Source organism: Paenibacillus sp. An7 (genome assembly GCF_009870785.1).
Lineage (GTDB): Bacteria > Bacillota > Bacilli > Paenibacillales > Paenibacillaceae > Paenibacillus.
In genome coordinates, this window is sequence record NZ_WTWX01000036.1 from 1 (window position 1) to 17,017 (window position 17,017).

17 protein-coding genes and 1 pseudogene are annotated in these 17,017 nt (G+C 37.8%); 13 read left to right on the top strand and 5 right to left on the bottom strand.

What is annotated here, in order from left to right; genetic code table 11:
• Positions 1-533 precede the first annotated feature (533 nt).
• Positions 534-2,171 carry a M56 family metallopeptidase gene (locus GQY27_RS20260; protein ID WP_160037075.1) on the bottom strand — a complete coding sequence of 546 codons (1,638 nt, stop codon included), beginning with the start codon at positions 2,169-2,171 and terminating at the stop codon, positions 534-536.
• A gap of 8 nt (positions 2,172-2,179) precedes the next feature.
• Positions 2,180-2,539, bottom strand: a complete 360-nt coding sequence (locus GQY27_RS20265) for a BlaI/MecI/CopY family transcriptional regulator (RefSeq protein WP_160037076.1) — start codon at positions 2,537-2,539, stop codon at positions 2,180-2,182.
• Between the two features lie 553 nt (positions 2,540-3,092).
• Between GQY27_RS20265 and GQY27_RS20270 the strand changes: the two genes are divergently transcribed.
• From GQY27_RS20270 to GQY27_RS20320, 11 genes are all read left to right on the top strand, one after another.
• On the top strand, positions 3,093-3,638 hold the full coding sequence (locus GQY27_RS20270; protein ID WP_160037077.1) for a hypothetical protein: 546 nt from the start codon (positions 3,093-3,095) through the stop codon (positions 3,636-3,638).
• A 550-nt stretch (positions 3,639-4,188) separates the two neighbouring features.
• The gene (locus GQY27_RS20275) at positions 4,189-4,449 is read left to right on the top strand and encodes a hypothetical protein (RefSeq protein ID WP_160037078.1); all 261 of its coding nucleotides are present in this window, start codon (positions 4,189-4,191) and stop codon (positions 4,447-4,449) included.
• 319 nt (positions 4,450-4,768) lie between these two features.
• Positions 4,769-5,632, top strand: coding sequence for a CPBP family intramembrane glutamic endopeptidase (locus GQY27_RS20280; protein WP_160037079.1), 864 nt, complete (start codon positions 4,769-4,771; stop codon positions 5,630-5,632).
• A 318-nt stretch (positions 5,633-5,950) separates the two neighbouring features.
• A complete protein-coding gene (locus tag GQY27_RS20285) occupies positions 5,951-6,754 on the top strand; it encodes a hypothetical protein (protein ID WP_160037080.1) in 804 nt (267 codons plus the stop codon).
• 76 nt (positions 6,755-6,830) lie between these two features.
• Positions 6,831-7,382 (top strand): hypothetical protein, encoded by a 552-nt coding sequence (locus tag GQY27_RS20290; protein ID WP_160037081.1) that lies wholly within the window; start codon positions 6,831-6,833, stop codon positions 7,380-7,382.
• Between the two features lie 603 nt (positions 7,383-7,985).
• Entirely contained in the window at positions 7,986-8,498 is a 513-nt protein-coding gene (locus tag GQY27_RS20295) for a sigma-70 family RNA polymerase sigma factor (protein WP_160037082.1), read from the top strand.
• Entirely contained in the window at positions 8,488-9,675 is a 1,188-nt protein-coding gene (locus tag GQY27_RS20300; RefSeq protein WP_160037083.1) for an anti-sigma factor, read from the top strand. The genes GQY27_RS20295 and GQY27_RS20300 overlap by 11 nt, the downstream gene beginning before the upstream one ends.
• A 211-nt stretch (positions 9,676-9,886) precedes the next feature.
• Positions 9,887-10,450 (top strand): sigma-70 family RNA polymerase sigma factor, encoded by a 564-nt coding sequence (locus tag GQY27_RS20305; RefSeq protein WP_160037084.1) that lies wholly within the window; start codon positions 9,887-9,889, stop codon positions 10,448-10,450.
• Positions 10,440-10,943, top strand: a complete 504-nt coding sequence (locus tag GQY27_RS20310; protein ID WP_160037085.1) for a DUF3600 domain-containing protein — start codon at positions 10,440-10,442, stop codon at positions 10,941-10,943. The genes GQY27_RS20305 and GQY27_RS20310 overlap by 11 nt, the downstream gene beginning before the upstream one ends.
• A gap of 267 nt (positions 10,944-11,210) precedes the next feature.
• Positions 11,211-11,675, top strand: a complete 465-nt coding sequence (locus tag GQY27_RS20315) for a hypothetical protein (protein ID WP_160037086.1) — start codon at positions 11,211-11,213, stop codon at positions 11,673-11,675.
• 229 nt (positions 11,676-11,904) lie between these two features.
• Entirely contained in the window at positions 11,905-12,255 is a 351-nt protein-coding gene (locus GQY27_RS20320) for a VOC family protein (protein ID WP_160037087.1), read from the top strand.
• 695 nt (positions 12,256-12,950) lie between these two features.
• Here the strand turns inward: GQY27_RS20320 and GQY27_RS20330 are convergent.
• From GQY27_RS20330 to GQY27_RS20340, 3 genes are all read right to left on the bottom strand, one after another.
• Positions 12,951-13,685, bottom strand: a complete 735-nt coding sequence (locus GQY27_RS20330) for a permease prefix domain 1-containing protein (protein ID WP_160037088.1) — start codon at positions 13,683-13,685, stop codon at positions 12,951-12,953.
• The gene (locus GQY27_RS20335; protein WP_160037089.1) at positions 13,672-14,022 is read right to left on the bottom strand and encodes a PadR family transcriptional regulator; all 351 of its coding nucleotides are present in this window, start codon (positions 14,020-14,022) and stop codon (positions 13,672-13,674) included. The genes GQY27_RS20330 and GQY27_RS20335 overlap by 14 nt, the downstream gene beginning before the upstream one ends.
• Before the next feature lie 442 nt (positions 14,023-14,464).
• Entirely contained in the window at positions 14,465-15,313 is an 849-nt protein-coding gene (locus GQY27_RS20340; protein WP_160037090.1) for a LysR family transcriptional regulator, read from the bottom strand.
• Between the two features lie 118 nt (positions 15,314-15,431).
• Between GQY27_RS20340 and GQY27_RS20345 the strand changes: the two genes are divergently transcribed.
• Together GQY27_RS20345 and GQY27_RS21850 are read left to right on the top strand one after the other, a co-directional pair.
• Complete coding sequence (locus GQY27_RS20345) at positions 15,432-16,172, top strand: SDR family NAD(P)-dependent oxidoreductase (RefSeq protein WP_160037091.1); 741 nt, start codon at positions 15,432-15,434, stop codon at positions 16,170-16,172.
• A gap of 233 nt (positions 16,173-16,405) precedes the next feature.
• Positions 16,406-16,600, top strand: a pseudogene (locus GQY27_RS21850) (double zinc ribbon domain-containing protein); the annotation flags it as partial.
• Between the last annotated feature and the right edge of the window lie 417 nt (positions 16,601-17,017).

Here is a 17,017-nt window from a genome sequence, read left to right on the forward strand (position 1 = left end):
AGTTGAACACAGCACGGAGCAGCTTGCCAGTTAGCAGCTGCTCCCTTTTATTATGTAAACCGGCAGGTTAACGCAATAATTGTGTTTGTGATTCACCTTCCTGAATTTGAACCTTTACTGAAATCGCTGTAGTAATGTAACAGAAAATCTAGCGTAAAAGACTTTTTACTCAGGAGGTCTCTTCTTTGCAAAGTTAAGAGATTACAATGAAAACACTTCATCAACTAAAGACCCTAATACGGCGTCTTTTCTTTTGGGCGGGAGAACATAAAATCCTATACTCGCCAATTCGGCGTCTGACGGCAAAAAAAGACCGGGGTAAATTGTTCCCGGTCATCCTCGACGGCGCTTAATATGACGTTCCAGTAAGTCAGTCCTTTGCGAAGGCGGTCGGGCATCTTATCACGAAAGATTCGTCGTCATATGCCGCCGTCCCTTCCTTAATACACGTACAAACGATTTACGAGCCATGGTTCGTTGATAATATCAAGCGCCTGTATCCGCACCTTAAATTTAGAGATCCGTAATTCTCTTTAGTTCGTTACCGTAAAGATCGTATCATTTTCTTTAAGAAACTTTATTCTTTCTGAATAATCTTGTTCTGCTTTAGTTTTGGTCAGTATATTGTTGGAAACTAACAAGTCATAAAATGACTTCAACATTTGTGCAGATATATGATAGGGGAATCTCTCGGAAGTAATCATCATTCTTTGACCGTCAATTAGGACAGAAGCTATTTTTTCAGGCTGAACAAGCTCAATCTGTACGCCGTTCCTGTCGATTACAAAATACATTTCTTTCTTATTATCAAACACTAGATGTTTAACTTCTGCTCCGTTTGCCAAACGACGTTGCATTTCTTTTATTGAATATCCCGGATTGGGATCATTTTGCAAAAGCCAGTTAGCAAACTCTGTTGCGTTGACATCGTTAGTATTATATTTATCCCAAACTACCCCTTTGTCCTTGCTAATCTGTATGGAGTTATCACTCGCTACACGCAGAACCATCTCGTTGTCGACATAAATCGCTCTATATTTTGAGGCGTTAAGTTTGTCCATTAAGTTCGGCACGTCTAATTTGGTGAGTGTTAAATCAATCGGCATTAAGGTTGTCGTGGATTCGCCTAGGTATAAAGCAGGCGCACTTTCGGCTGTAGGACTTTCGACACCTGGAGCCGCTTCCGATTTGTCTAGAGCAGAAGTCGCAAAGACGGTAACGATACCTGCTGTAATCGCAATAGCTAGCAACATCGTCGTGATAGAGGTTTTCTTAGTTTTCATAATCGATATAATCCTCTCTTCGGTTGGATTTTTGGAAAAATTACTAATGATTGGGGATAACCCACTTTTCTTTTCTTCTAAACGGACAAGTGCCATAGCATAAGTGGGCTTCATGCTTTCTCCAAAAGTCCATATGACCGATTCATCACAGGATAGTTCGATGTCACGGTTGGCAAGAATGTACATGATCCAGACGAAAGGGTTGAACCAATGGACACATACACCAGCAGCAAGCAACCACTTTTTAAGTGTGTCAAATCGTTTGATGTGAGTAAATTCGTGGGTAAGAATAAGCTCAAGTTGATTTTCATCGGTATAATCTAAATTTTTCGGTAACAGGATTATAGGTTGAAAAATGCCATAGGTGAGCGGAGTCGAAATTTCATCTGATTGCCGGATTTGTACCTTTCGCCATAAAGGATTCGACTTCTGCCATTTACTGATGAAATCGCTTTTAATAGGTAACGACATTTTATAATTACTGCGGCACCTTAAATGTGGGATTATGAAATACAAAGCGCATAACGTAAAACCAATCAACCACGCCAATACAATAGGGGATATTTGTGAAGTCGTCTGAAGTGGTACGGTTGGTATGGTCAAATTTTCTGTTATTAGTGGCATGATAACTGTACCACCATTTAAATAGGGGGAGCTTTCCGTTAAGGGAATTACCTCTTGTACTGAAAACATCCTTTTCAAATAATTAACTGCCGTAAAAATACTGAATTGTGAATGAACAGAAAAAGGAACAATCAGTTGGACAAAAGCAACACCCCAAAGTAACATAAATGTCATTTTGGGTAATTTGTGAATGAGCAGGGAGCGAAAGAAGATAACTGCAAGAATAAAGATAGTAGCCGATAAACTTATTTCAAGTAACGACAACCCCCACCTCATTCCAAGCTCTCAATAAGTCGTTTTAAGTGATTAATTTCCTCAGTCGACAACCGTTTCTGTCCCAAAAGTGATGCAATCAGCCTATCAGGAGCACCATCATACATCTTATTTATAAGATCTGTTGTTTCATGTTCCTGCGCCTGCTCCCGTGTAACAAGCGCACGGCAAATGAAATTTGGCTCTTGTCGTTCAATCGCCCCTTTATCGAGGCATCTCTTGATGACGGTATAGGTTGTTGTCTTGCTCCAACCTATTTTTTCTTTTGTGATTTCTGCAATCCTTTTTGCGGCGGTATCACCATCTCTCCACAGGATTTCCATAATATTAAGCTCGCTGTCGAAAAGCTTCATAACCATCTGAAAGCACCTCATTTTGTATCCGTTCTACTTCAGTAGAACAATGTATTTATATTCTACTACAGTAGAATTTTTTTGTCGAGAGTATTCTGTCATTGCTCAACATCACACTTTAGTTGCTTTCTTATCAAATAATAGTACAGATTTTCTAGAAACCAAAAAGGCAATTATGAATGGAGACATATTGAAAAACATACAGGCCAATCACTTACTACATTCTTCATTCGCATATCGGATCATGTATCACGAAATTCAAAATTTATGATAGTGACTAATCAGGAAAATAATATTGCGAAAATCGAATTAGAGGTAAATGAACAAGTAATTGAACAAGAATTAAGTATAAATCAGAAGTCCGTTACTTGGATTGCCTAGGGATGGTACCACATTTAAATATAAATATTATGATAAGGACGGGAATCTTCTTACTAATAATTAATTACAAAGGCAACCGATCGCATTGGTCGATTGCCTTTGTAATTAAGCTAAAAGGGTAGTTTAATGTAACAAATCCCACCTAATAATCGTTAACAATATAGCTGGGGGGATTTGTATGAGAAGGTTGCTTTTTGGAATAATCATTTCATCGTTGAGCATTTCTGGTTGTGATCATAATTCGGATTTAAGTCGAGGTTTAGACACAGAAACTAAGATTAGTCAGATAAATCAACTGCCTGGAGAAATGCCTGAGGATTTCAACTTCTCGCTCAGCTACGGGTATGGTGAAGTAAATAAAAATGAAATAAATACCTATAACAATTCTGTTACAAAAGATTTGATTATAAAAGGTACAGCAAAGGCAGACTTTTCATTTAGCCAAGATGAAATGCAAAGTATTTATAAAAAAATGAGAGAAATAAACATTATGAGAATAAATGAATTTTCGCAGCAAGGGGACTGTGCCAAGACTCCCAGCAATACAGATAGCTGGAAAATTACTATAAATAGTGAAACGAGAACATTCTCGTGGATGGACCAGCATTGTAGTGTGAGTAACGATGAAAAATTATTATTAGACTTAAGAATATATATTCAACAGATCGTTGATGGCAAAGACGCATATATAGCATTGCCTGAGGCGGAAGGTGGTTATGATTAAGAAAAGCGGATTGTGGATGTATTAACGCAATTTTGCTAACTGTAAAAGACAAAAGGGAGCAGCTTACCAGTTGGCAACTGTCCCTTTTAGTTATTTATGCAAACCGGCAGAATCATTGAGAAACTCACATATGGTTTTTTAGGGTTTATGCTATGTTCGAATCAAATGAAGAAGAAAGTAAGGTGAAAGATTATGAATGGAAAGTTCCTTGAAGTCTTAATAGCTATAGTACTTGGCTTTTTTACAGGGATATTACTGAGTGGTAACGGGATAGATATTGAAGAAAGCGGTATTCATATTTTACTCGGATGCATCTTCTGGATAAACGTCTTCTCCTATCTAAAAACTAAATAATTGAAACTATCGTTAACCTAACGAAAAAACGATAGCTGAAGACAGCAGGAGCAGCTTGCCAGTTGGCGACTGCTCTCGTTTTGTTAGTTAACGGTAAAAGATGTATCCAATAAATATTATTGGAACTTTATACCATCAAAGGCGTAGAAATCAAGATAGAGTTGAGTTAATAAATCGTTTCGAGGAGGAAGTTTTAATGAGAAAAGGTTTAAAATGGACTTTATGGATCGTCTGTACATTAGTAGTTTCAGGTATAGCTCTAAATTTCTATTTGAACTATTTTACACTTGCATATGCCTTGATAGGAGTACTAATAAGTTTAATTTCAGGATGGGGATATCTTGTTCAAGCGAAGAATGATGTAAGTATGGTTATGGACCACAAGGAGAGAGCATCATACCAAGGAAGTATTGAGCAATACATCAGGTTTGATAGTGACACAAGTTTGAACGGCTAAGCTAACGGAAAAACGTTAGTTCAATACAGGATAGAGCATACGTATTGAAGAAAATTGGAGCAGCGAGATAGAAGTGAAAATAGACCAAATTCATATCGCTACTATCAAAGCAAATGAGTTCACGCTTAAAACAACTATACTCACTGAAGACAATATTTACGAATCATCTTTAATTTTTGCTGTTACTATTTTGATGTACTTTATGTATAAAATTTATAAGAACGAATCCGAATTCATTGAAAATATATTGTTTGATTAATGCGGACATAACTAGGTACTCATGTATAACCTTAAAGTCTTAATATAAAGGAGCATCCAATTGGATTCATTGAAGTTTAGGATTAGTCGATTGTTTTTGTATTTTCTACTAGTATCGGTATTTCTCTTTGTATCGGGTAATGTCGGACGATATTTAATAGAAACTCACGATATTGAACGAAAAGTAGCCATGCTTCTACAAGGGGTGATTTTTACTGGATTAACGCTCACTGTACTCTATGTACTGAAGAGAAAAAGTCCCGAATCGTTTAAAAGTATCGGCCTAAAAAGTGTAAATTCATCATCTAAGATGGCTATTGGAATTGCATTGCCTTTTATCTTACTTGGAGTAGGTATTTTAACGGCCTATTTATTCGGCGGGGTTGAAAATCTCAGTATGAACTTGACAACAAGTGTTGTAATTTCCGTTTTAATCAATACAATAACAGCATTTATGTATGAAGCATTTCCAGAAGAAGTCTTTATACGTGGTTTAATATTTGAAGAGTTGCAAAAAAAGTTCTGCTTTTTCACTTCGTTAATTTTGCAACCGTTAATCTTTATTTGTGTACCGATAACAGTGATGGCGATGGAATCATTATTCTTCGATAAGCCATTTGCAATAACTATAGATTATTTTATATTACTCTTCGCTTTTGGAATTGCTCTACAGCTTTATAGAGCATATACCGGTTCGCTATGGATGAATATAATATTCCATATGGTTTACCTTGAAGTAGTGAGATATATTTCTCTCGGAGGTATATATGAATCAGGTGTTGCGCTTTTAGAGTTTGATGAGACGTTTGAAGGCTTCATGTCGCTATACTTATCATTTTTGTTTATTGTAATACTTAGTGTCGTGGTTTTATCAGTTTTAATATTAAAGGATAAAAGAAAAACAAGACAGAACCGCTCTTTGTGATTAGGATTTCATAAAAAATACTTTAATTACAAATCTATCATAATCGGGTGCGTTTGTCTTTTATCTTCCTAATTGAACTAACGGTAAAACGTTAGTTGAAAATAGCAGGGAGCAGCTTGCCAGTTGGCAACTGCTCCCTTTTATATGCAAACCGGCAGTTTAGCTTAGTTGATACAAAACTTAGACGGTCTAAATTAACCGATTACCATTAATCATAACGTGCATAACTTTGAAACTTCTCGCTACTAAATACGTCTAACTTAATTAAGAACGATTTGCAAGAAAAAGGATAATTTGTAAAATTGGAAGGAGGCAATAATGAATCTTTGGCCGGTAAAATACATATTAATTCTAATTTGTTTCGCATTGACGGTAAGCGGATGTGCTGGCTTGAAAAACAAGGGTACGGAGGATGCCAAGGCCAGTGATTTCATTATTCCCTTGAACGTTAGTGAAGTGTTGAAGCATCCAGAGACTGAGGTTGTTAAATATTTTCAAAACCGTCGTGAAGATTTTGATACTCTAGGCAGTTATCTCTTAGAGAATGAAAGAGTATTCCAGACTCGGCCTGTCATACTGCAACAAGATTATTCCATCGAGAAAATCCAAGACCCTGATATTCAACAATTCGCTCAAACTTTGTTTCAAGAAGGCATTGTGAAAAGGATATCTTCGTTAAATGATGACCCAAGTAAAAGTATTGACTTTTTGTTTGATACCGAAGACCACTTGTATCAACAAGGCATCACTTACCTCAGCCTACCAGAGATGGCCAAAGGCGACCCTTCGAAATTCAGCTATGTGAATGACTATAAAAATTTGGGCGGTGGATGGTACTATTATGTCTTTCATTATGACAAACTTAAAAATGAAGATGAATTCCGGAACCTAGCTTGGGCCAAAATCTCAGAAGAGGAAAGAAGTATTTTAACCACACCGAAAGAGAAAGCCATAGTGATCCTAGAGTCTGGAAAAAACGTTGGCTATTGGATTGATAACAGAAAGTTAGATGTTGTAGTATCCGTTCAATTTGATACGGAAATGAACGGCCTACTGGGACCAATCAAAATGTTTTTTGATCCGGTAACCAAAGATATGATCGGAGGCAATTTGCGTTTCTAATAGGGTTTAGTAACATGCCCGATTGAACTAACAAACTAAAAGACGTTAGTTGAACACAGCAGAGAGGGGAAGTGCAATGAAAAGGATACTTGGTACGCTGCTTCTTTTATTGTGGATGATAACGGGATGTTCTAATAATTCTGATTCTAATATGCGGAATAATGAGAAATTAGTGGAGGTTGTTAAGCAAAAAACCGAAATGCCGTCAGAAATGCCAACAGATTTCAATTTCATGGTCAGCTTCGGTTATGGCGAAGTAACCAAGAATGTAATAGATACTTATATGGGAACAGTAACGAAAGATTTGATTATTAATGGCTCGGCTACAGCAAAGATCATATTTACCACCGATGAATTACGTGAAATATATGACAAAATGAAAACAATAGACATAATGGGACCGAAAGAATTATCAAAAGAAGGTGTTTGTTTGAAAACGCCAAGCAAAGAAGATAAGTGGAAAGTAACTGTTGGTGGCGAAACAAAGACATTTTCATGGACAGACAAAAACTGTGGAATGACGGAGGATGAGAATCAATTACTGGAATTAAGAATCTACATTCAGCACATGGTTGAGGGATTCGAGGCTTATAAAACTTTACCTGAAGCCGAAGGAGGTTATGACTAAAGTAAGGGCAAATTATAAGGCTATACGTCATGAAACCGCTATTCAATGTTAAACAAACGAAAGAACGTTAGCGTTATCAAATACCTTTCTTTAACTAGCGGGCAGGGAATTGGGGAAATAGTAATATTAATGGTATCGATTCAACGCTATAAACCTGCATCGAATTGATTTAACTGTTTTCACTTTTAACCCTAGAGCGATCCATGTGTACGAGAAGATCGGCTTCAAACGAGAAGGGTTGCATCAAGATACCTTGTATTTAGATGGGAAGTTTCATGATATGCTCACGATGGCTATTCTCGAAGATGAATTCCGATCATTATACGAGTCGTTAAGCTAACGGAAAAACTATAGCTTAATAAATAACTAAAACGTGGTTACCGGCTGATCGCAGCGATAGATGCATCGGCGACAGAACAGCGGATATACGATATTTAAGCCAGATTATAAAGGACACCGTCGATGTGTCCTTTTTCGCGTTCTACTGGAGGAGAATCGCAGGATTGGATAGAAGGGGGTAACATGAAGTCATGGCCGTAACTATTTTCCGAAAGGCTGTAACCTTTCCGTTATTGAAACGTGGTTATGTTGAGGGGATACAAGATGAAGCATAGCACACTCGAAAGTGTGTACCGGAAATATATGCCGGCCCTATACCGATATTTACGAACCCTGTGCGGAGATGATCGTGCCGCAGAGGATTTGGTGCAGGAGACCTTTTACCGTGCCTATCTGCATCTGGAGAATTACAAGGACGAAAAGGTTAAGCCTTGGCTTTTCCGCGTGGCCTACAATGCATTTATCGATATGAAACGAAAAGAGAAGCGCAGCACCACATCATCCGATGAATTTTTCCATCGGTTGCCCGATGATGAGCGGAAGGGGCCTGAATCGGTTCTTTTGCAAAAAGAGGATCATGACGCCTTAATGGCGTGGATTGTACAGCTGCCCGAGCTGCAAAAGCAGGCATTGGTATTATACGATTTGCACCAGCTTTCATATCAGGAAAGTGCGCATGTTATGGGGATTACCTTGTCGCATTTTAAAATTTTACTATTTCGGGCGAGGCAGCAGCTAAGGAAGACCAAGGAAAGGAACGATCAGGATGACCGATGATTTCAAGCGGAAGCTTCAGGATTACAAGAACGGCACACTGTCAGCTGAAGAACGGGCTGAGTTAGAACAGCAGCTGGAGCAAATGGAGATCTACCAATATTATCTGGATGAAATGCTGGATGGCGAGGAAGACCATAGGAATGCGGAGTCTATCAAGGTGACCGAAAAAGAGATAAACCTGCATAAGCGTGAAGCAAGCCTGCTAAGAAAAGGGAAATGGCGAGCTCGTATCGGTACGGCGCTTACGCTGATAAGTCTATATATCGGTGTCACCTTGTTGACTTCGATCGGAACAGCCCTCTATTACTCGACTGGAGATCCGGACCGCAGCAGAATCTACCGAGATGTGGTGGAATCGGCCATTGCGGTAACTAATCCGAACGTAATGGTTCATCTTAGCGGTGGTTCAGGAGCCTATTTTAGTATGAATGTAACGAGCAAGATGACCAAACGCGTCGGTGACGATTATCTTGAGGTAGGCAATTTTTCAGGAACTTTTCTGTTCAACTGGATACGATTATATGACTTCGCTTGGTCGGATAGTGAGGCTGCCCGATCCGCCTTGTTCCAATTCCCGGGGACCCAGGAACTTAGCAGTGATCAGGAATGGAGAAGGCTAGAAAAGCTACCTGATGGGACGGTAGCGGAAGCTTATGTATCCTACGACCTGTTATACAAGACGGATGAATTTTTGCAGCAATTCCGAGACAAGCAGCTGGAACCACTCTGGTTCGCTGTAGATAATGGAGTTCATGGGGCTGGGCATGATAACGACGGCGTTGTAGTGGACCCCATTGGTTTTCCAAGCCTTCCACTCTGGCACCCAGACGATGGCAAGGTAACGAAGAACGAGACAAGCAGAGGGCTGTGGGTATCCGTGGGCTCCTCCGTAACCGAATATCCTGCCATTGAACAATACGGCTCGGGCCAGCTGCGGGACGAGAACTTTATCAAAACGCTTCGCATATTGGAAGAACATAAATCTATTGCTGATCGCCTGATTTATGGAGTGGATATTACGAAGTCGCTTGCATACGTGGAGAAAAACGGGGTGAATATCTACGGCGCTGTGGTCACCGGACCTACCAAGGAAATTTTGAAGCTGAAAAATGACCCTGCCGTGTCCAGTATCCGTGTCGGTAAAGTCACACTGTGGAATTGGGATCATGAGTCGTAAATGGTAAGCGGTTGTTGAACTAACGGAAAAACGATAGCTCGATAAGAACAAGTAAGCAGCCGTTCAAAAGACCGGCTGCTTACACTTTTCAATGGGTAGTACAAAGAAGTTACAAAATGGTGGGAGTATCACTAAAAAAAGTTATTCTTTACTGAACCTTTTTCCTCGTGAGAGCGAATTAAGGATTGTAACACGTTAGGGAGGAGCCCCAATGAATGATGCAAATTTACTTCCGTGGCTTGAACAAGCGACGCTCGGTGACGAGTCTGCTTTTCAGCTTGTCTATCAGGCGACGCACCAAGACGTCTATCGAACGGTTGCTTTTCTCGTCTACGACAAACAGGACATTGAGGATATCGTGAATGAAGTGTACATGCGTATGTGGAGGTCCTTTCACACGTACGATTCGAACCGGCCGTTCCGGTATTGGCTGCACGGGATCACGGTACGTCAGGTCCAAGATTGGAAAAGAAAGGCCTGGCGGCGAATTCGTCTCTTTGAACGAAACCGCCAGATGACTTGCGAACAGTTTGAGTGGACAGACAAAGCTGTCCTGCAGTCCGAAATGCAGCAGGAACTGTTCATCCTTGTCCGCCAGTTGTCGTATAAACTACGTGTAGTCGTCATCCTGCGCTATTTTCACGACTATGCTCTGGAAGAAATCGCAGACATACTGCAGATCCCCGTTGGCACCGTGAAATCCAGGCATCATTTGGCAATAAAAGAACTCCGGAAACGATTCGAAATGACGGAAGGAGATGCGTATGTCCATTGACAAGGAATTGCGTGAAGAGCTTCGTCAGGCGGCAGATTCGCTGCACTGCCCACCCCATTTATATGGACGTGTAAGACAATCCTATCAACACTATGTGAACGAAAAGAGAGGTAGATCTTCCATGAAAAAACGCATGCTCGCAGGTATTGCCGCAGTAGCAATCCTTATTCCATCTGCCGTATTTGCTTCTCCCTATCTAGCAGATTCTATATTCGGTTCTTATGAAGCCGTTGAAAAGGTCGGTGCTACCCAGGAAGATTATCAAGAGGTTGAAAAATTTCTTCAGGCAGCAAAAGGCAAGCTCACAGAAGACGAATTTAAAGAGTATACGGAACTGTCCAAACAGTTGATGCAATTAAAGCTAAAGATCACCAATAAAAATGGGGTCAGAAATGAGGGGGATTTGACAAAGGAAGAACAAGAGCAGTGGACGCAGCTCGCCTCCAAGCTAGCTCCGTACTTCGAAAAAATAACCGAAACGGCCAATCCATAAGAAAGTAAAGCAGGAACCGTCCGATGTGGATTGGGTTCCTTTTTTTACACATTATGTGTGAATTCAACACTCAACTAACGAAAAAACGTTAGAGCAGTTTGCCGCTGGGCAGCTGCTCCATTTTCCGTTAAGTTAACTGGGCAGGATAGTTCTAAAGTTTCCCGAATACCCTACATATAGAATTGTTTAGGAAGTTCGTGAATAATATGTTATGCGAAACCCTGCAAAGACATATATAAAATCTAAAAACCTTGACAAGGAGGTAGTATGCGAACTAATACAATGATTCTTATCATGTCATTATTTTTAATAATTTCGGGATGCTCTACTGAGGAAAAAGCAAATTTAGAAGACAGTATGAATGCTATTATCGATTATAAGTTGTATGAAATCGACTCAGAACAATCAGATAAGGTAAAACAATGGTTAACTAATGCTCGTTTGACAGGGGAAGAAGGACAATATTTTATTTTTCAAGATGGTAGTGAAGGTAAAGACTATATGTATTCTTATGTATATCGAAAAGGCTACTCCGATTATGAGGTTTCATTTATTTACGACCCATCTGATCCAATTAACAGGGGGAAAATCCATATAGCTGGTATAGAGGAAAATCCAATAAATGAAAAAATAGTAGGGATTAAATCCATAAATGACTTGTCTATACTTTTTATTTTATCTGATGAAAGATTAAAGAATAAATTGGAAAAGAAACTTGAAGTAGCTCAATGAAGACAGGGTATCGCATAACAATGTATCTTCGCTGCGGGCTTAGAGCCCTTGGTTCGCTAGATGAGATATGCAGAGAAGCAGATTCAGCTCACAACCCTGCGAGGCAAAGTCCGTTGGACCCGGTCGCTTGTGCTCCCTTAAGCCTCTCGGGTTCGTAGATACAAGAACGTTAGATGAAAATTGCTTACTCAAAAACCATTAAATATAAAAAGATAGGAAGAGATACAGAATGCAAATTAAAGAGACAGGCTTTATTTTGTTTTTAGAAAATTACGAAGAAAATGTCCAATTTTATACCGATACACTTGAGCTTGTAGTTAGAGAGAGAAAAGAAGGACTTGTAAAGCTTGATTTTGGTGGAAGTTACTTAATGGTCGAGAACAATGGAATTTCAAATAAGACTGAGAAGAATAGAAGTCAAAACCCAACTGTAATAAGGATTGAAGTAGATGATATTGAAGGAACTGTAAGACTACTAAGGGATAAAGATGTTCAAGTCGAGGTACATAAATTCAATTGGGGAACGATTGGAGTGCTCATCGATCCAGAGGGAAATAGAATTGAAATAAAAGAATATTGATTTTCATGTGATGTCGAAGAAGGAAGGACTTCACCTAACAGAATATTCACACATCTGGCATTCGCCCTCGGTCCGGTCGGAGATAGGAGTGCATTCGGAGAAGCATCTCAGTTGCAGGGAAGCTGAGTCAGCCGGACACATCCGCACCGACTAACCGCATCGCGGCCGGCTTTTGGCAGTACATCAGGTCAAAGATCAATATAAATATGCTTTAATTATTACTAATCCTTTTATTCAGATGCCTTAAGGCGAATCATAACTGTTATTGAACTAGCGAAAAAACGTTAGTTGAACACAGCAGGGAGCAGCTTACCAGTTGGCAGCTGCTCCCTTTTTGTTATGCAAACTGGGCAGTTTAGTGTGAATTGTGTGTAACTGATCCTTTTCTATTTCCCTTTATTTAAAGTGAGTGTATTAATGGGCTTAGCATCGAAAAGGAAATGATAAATCTTTTAAAATTAGTTTCCCTAAGTGGGAAATCCATTTTAGACTATTCGGAAAAGCGGCTACAAAAATCATTGTGTTGCTTTGAAATAAAGAGGAACCATATAAATTATCAAGATCTCAATTTAAAAAGTATAGATAAATTAAGGGACATAACATATTTTATATGACTAATATGTTGTGTCCCTTCTCATGCAAATAAAATAATTGGCAGTTAATCTATAGGGAATACGTACCGTACCTGTTTAACTTTACTTTCCTTCAAAATTAAAATATTGCTTCCTATTATATATTTTACTAACTAACCAAACTAATAACAGTACAAAGGAAATAATAAGAAAACTATATGGTATTAAATAAAAATAATCTCTGTAATCATCCTCTAATTGTGCTTCAACATACCAATTATTACTTCCAACACCATAGTTTATCTTATCTTTACTGAATGTTGCATTTTCAGGATAAATATATTGGGCTTCATTAGGTTCATGGAGATCAGCATCTTGATTATCATCATAAAACACACCTAAATATGATAGTGTGTCATACTTTTCCTGAAACTCAGCAGTGTGTTCTTCAATTATTTTAATTTCAGTAGTAGAAATTAATTCTTCATTATTAACTACATTTAAAATTCCTTGAGTCATATTCTTTAAAGATGATTGATATCCTTCCTCTAATTGTATAATTGAAAAGAACGAGATGGCTGCTAAAATAACTGATACTACAGCAACACGAAATAGATTTGTAGTAAACTTTTTTTGATATTTAAATAACTCTGTTAACCCACTAGAAATAGATTTTTCATCACCAAACCTTTGAATAGCCATTTTAATAGCTTCTTCTTCTGGCAATCCCTCTTTTATTAGTTCATTTGCAGTTTCAATTAAATGGATTCTCATTTCTTCTTTTAATTCTTGAATTTCTTTTTTATTTCCACCAACATTTTGGTAAACTGCATTTACATATGAATCAATTTGTTTCATTATTCTCTCTCCTTTCTAAAAACGAGTCGATAATCCCTTTTACAAATTCCCATTCCAGACGCTTCTTTTCAAAACCTTCATCACCTAATGATGTAAGCCTATAATATTTCCTTCTTCCTCCTGGGCCTTTTTCATCTCCCCAGTAGGATTCAATCCATTTATTCTTTTCAAGTCGCTTTAAGGACAAATAAAGCGTACCTTCTTTTAATTCAAATTGTTCATTGCTTCTTTCCCGAACCAATTTAGCTAACTCATAACCATACATATCTTTAATATGTAAAAGTGATAGGATTAACGTATCAATATGACCTTTTAAAACCTCTTTATTAACTTCCAAATTATTCACCTCCTAACTAGTTTATAATATATATTACTATATAATACAAGGTATCAATTTAAAATAACTAACTTTTTTTTATAAAACTAACCTTTACTCAATTAAATTGGCCCGATTGTTGAAGAAGGAGAACAACGTTCTCGTATTGACTATAACTTTTTGTGAAAATCAACGTAAGCTATTTTTCTCTTATTGCGCTTGTTTTCATTTTCCAATATCTTATTTTTCCTTCTAAGTATGCAACCTTGCTGCTTTCATTCGTTTTTCAATTATTATTGAACTAACGGTAAAACATTAGACAAGTAGCAGCGGATCAGTGCGATCGCTGCTTTCTCTTTGAACTAAAGGGAGTATACTTTAAGATTTACATACTAAGAAGTGAAATCCTTTATAATGGGCATTAGTTTAATGTTGGATAGTCTTTAAGTAACAACTATTATTTTTATATAATTTGTGTTTCCTCTAAAAAACGGATGAATTTCTTTAAAGATTGTGATTGTCTTTTTCTTTGTTTAATTAAAAAGTTAACCCTAATTGTTTCTGTCAGTTCTTCATATTGAATGAAGGGTAATTCCTTTCGGCTATATACAATATCTGACGGAATTACACTGATACCTAGTCCGTTATTAACTGCTTGCAGAATAGATTCAAGTGAATCAAATTCCATGACTACTGGATTTTTCATATTTCTTTTCTTAGATAAATCGAGCAATTTTTTTCTATAAATACAACTCGTATCACTATTCATGATTAACGTATGCTGATGGAGCCCTTTATGTTGATTAAGTTTAGGGAAAATAAGCATGATATTTTCATCATAAGTATATACCGCCTCGAATAGTACGTTGTTATATGGACCATTTACAAAGACACCATCTAATTCCCCATAAGAGAGCATTTCTTGTAATCTTTTGGCATTATCTGTTCTTAGCTTTACATCGATATTATTGTCTCTCAAAAACGAAGAAAATAATTGAGGAATACGAACAGCAGAAATAGTTTGAGGGGCTGCTATAGTTAGATGATTTTTCCATTTCGTTGGATTTACTGACGATCTGGCTTCATCCATTAGAAGTAAAATTTGATTGGTGTACCCAAGTAATTTATTTCCCTCCTCAGTCAAGGTTACCCCTCTATTATTACGTATAAATAATCGAACACCTAATTCCTCTTCTAAACTCTTTATTCTCTGACTGATATTCGATTGAACATAATCTAATTTCTCAGCAGTTTTTGAAATGGAGTGTAGTTCTGCAACATGTTTGAAAATCATTAAATCATGACTTTCCATAAATTAATCCTCCGCTGATATCATTTAAAATGATATCTTCTTTATTTTTTTGAATTATACCTTACATATGCACAAAAGTATAATAAACCCATAAAATCTAAAGCGAGGATGATTTGCAATGGAATTAAAAGACAAAGTGATTCTTATTACTGGCGGTGGAACTGGTGTGGGAAGAGCAACTGCATTAAAACTAGCAGCTAAAGGTGCAAAAGTTGTTGTTAATTATAGCCGTTCTAAAAAAGAAGCAAATGAGGTTGTTAATGAGATTGAACAATGTGGAGGAACAGGATTCGCTTATAAAGCGAATGTAGCGGTAGAACAAGAGGTAAATGATTTAATTGCCTATATAGTAGCTTCTTATGGAACGATTGATGGTTTAGTAAACAACGCGAGTATTACATCTCAGATAGCTATGGATAACTTAGATGAAGTAACAGATGAAATATGGGATTCTATTTTCAGTGTAAATGTGAAAGGAATGTTTCACTGTGTAAAAGCGGTTGTCCCTTACATGAAAAATCAAAAGTCTGGTGTAATTGTTAATATGGGTAGTGTGGCAGGAATTACTGGCATAGGCTCGTCTATTCCATATGCAGCTACGAAATCAGCAATACACACAATGACGAGATCGCTAGCTATCGCTCTCGCACCTTATATTAGAGTTAATAGTATCTCTCCAGGCGCTGTTGATACACGGTGGTGGTCAGGAAACGAAGAAAAAATGTACCATCTTGCAGGAAACTTACCACTTAAAAGAATTTCAAGTCCAGACGATATTGCAGAAGCCATTACTTTTCAGCTGACACAAGATTCTGTTACAGGACAAGTATTTACAATCGATAATGGACAAACACTTTGATTTATTTTACATATTATTGTTTCAATTATTGGGGTGTTACTTCTAGTTTTTTTCTAATAGATATTGAACTAACGGTAAAACGTTAGCTTAAAACAAAAGGGAGCAGCTTGCCAGTTGGCAACTGTCCCTTTTTTGCTAATCAGCAGGTTAATGCAACTTTATCCTACATCAAACGTTTTAACAGTGAAAGGAATGTACGCAACCAATTATCTGTAAAAAGGATGGTCTTCATAATGGCAGTAAAGATTTGTACCCATTGTAGGGAATCAAACGTCGAAGGTTCGATAATATGTGTTGTCTGTGGTAATTCGCTTAAAGATGCACGAATGGAAGGAACCCCAAACGCTATTAAAGACTATTCAGGAAACTTAACTCCTACAATATGCCAGCACTGTAATGAACATTTGGCGCAAGGATCAGTAACATGTAAATATTGTGGAACCGTAGTATCTAAGACAGTAAAAGGTTCTCGTTATTATAGTGATCATATTTCATCGGATGAAGGGGAAAGCGGAGGATCCACATCTCTGGAGACGTTTGGAAGAGGCTGCCTGTGGCTTATTCTTGGAACATTAGGATTATTGCTGATCGCTTTTATTACCCGGAGTACGATTAATATTCCGTGGTTCATATTTATCCCAATTGTGATTCTCGTCTTCTGGATGGCTTCAAAGAAAAGCAAATAATGCGATCAGATTGTTTAGCTTACTAAGACGAGGCATGCCGTGTCTTCGCAAAACAACAATAAGTCCTCATTACACTAACGGAAAAACGTTAACCTAACCGGTGTAAGCATCTAGGTTATACTTAGAAAACAGGGAACAATTTCATTTTCATTAGGAGGT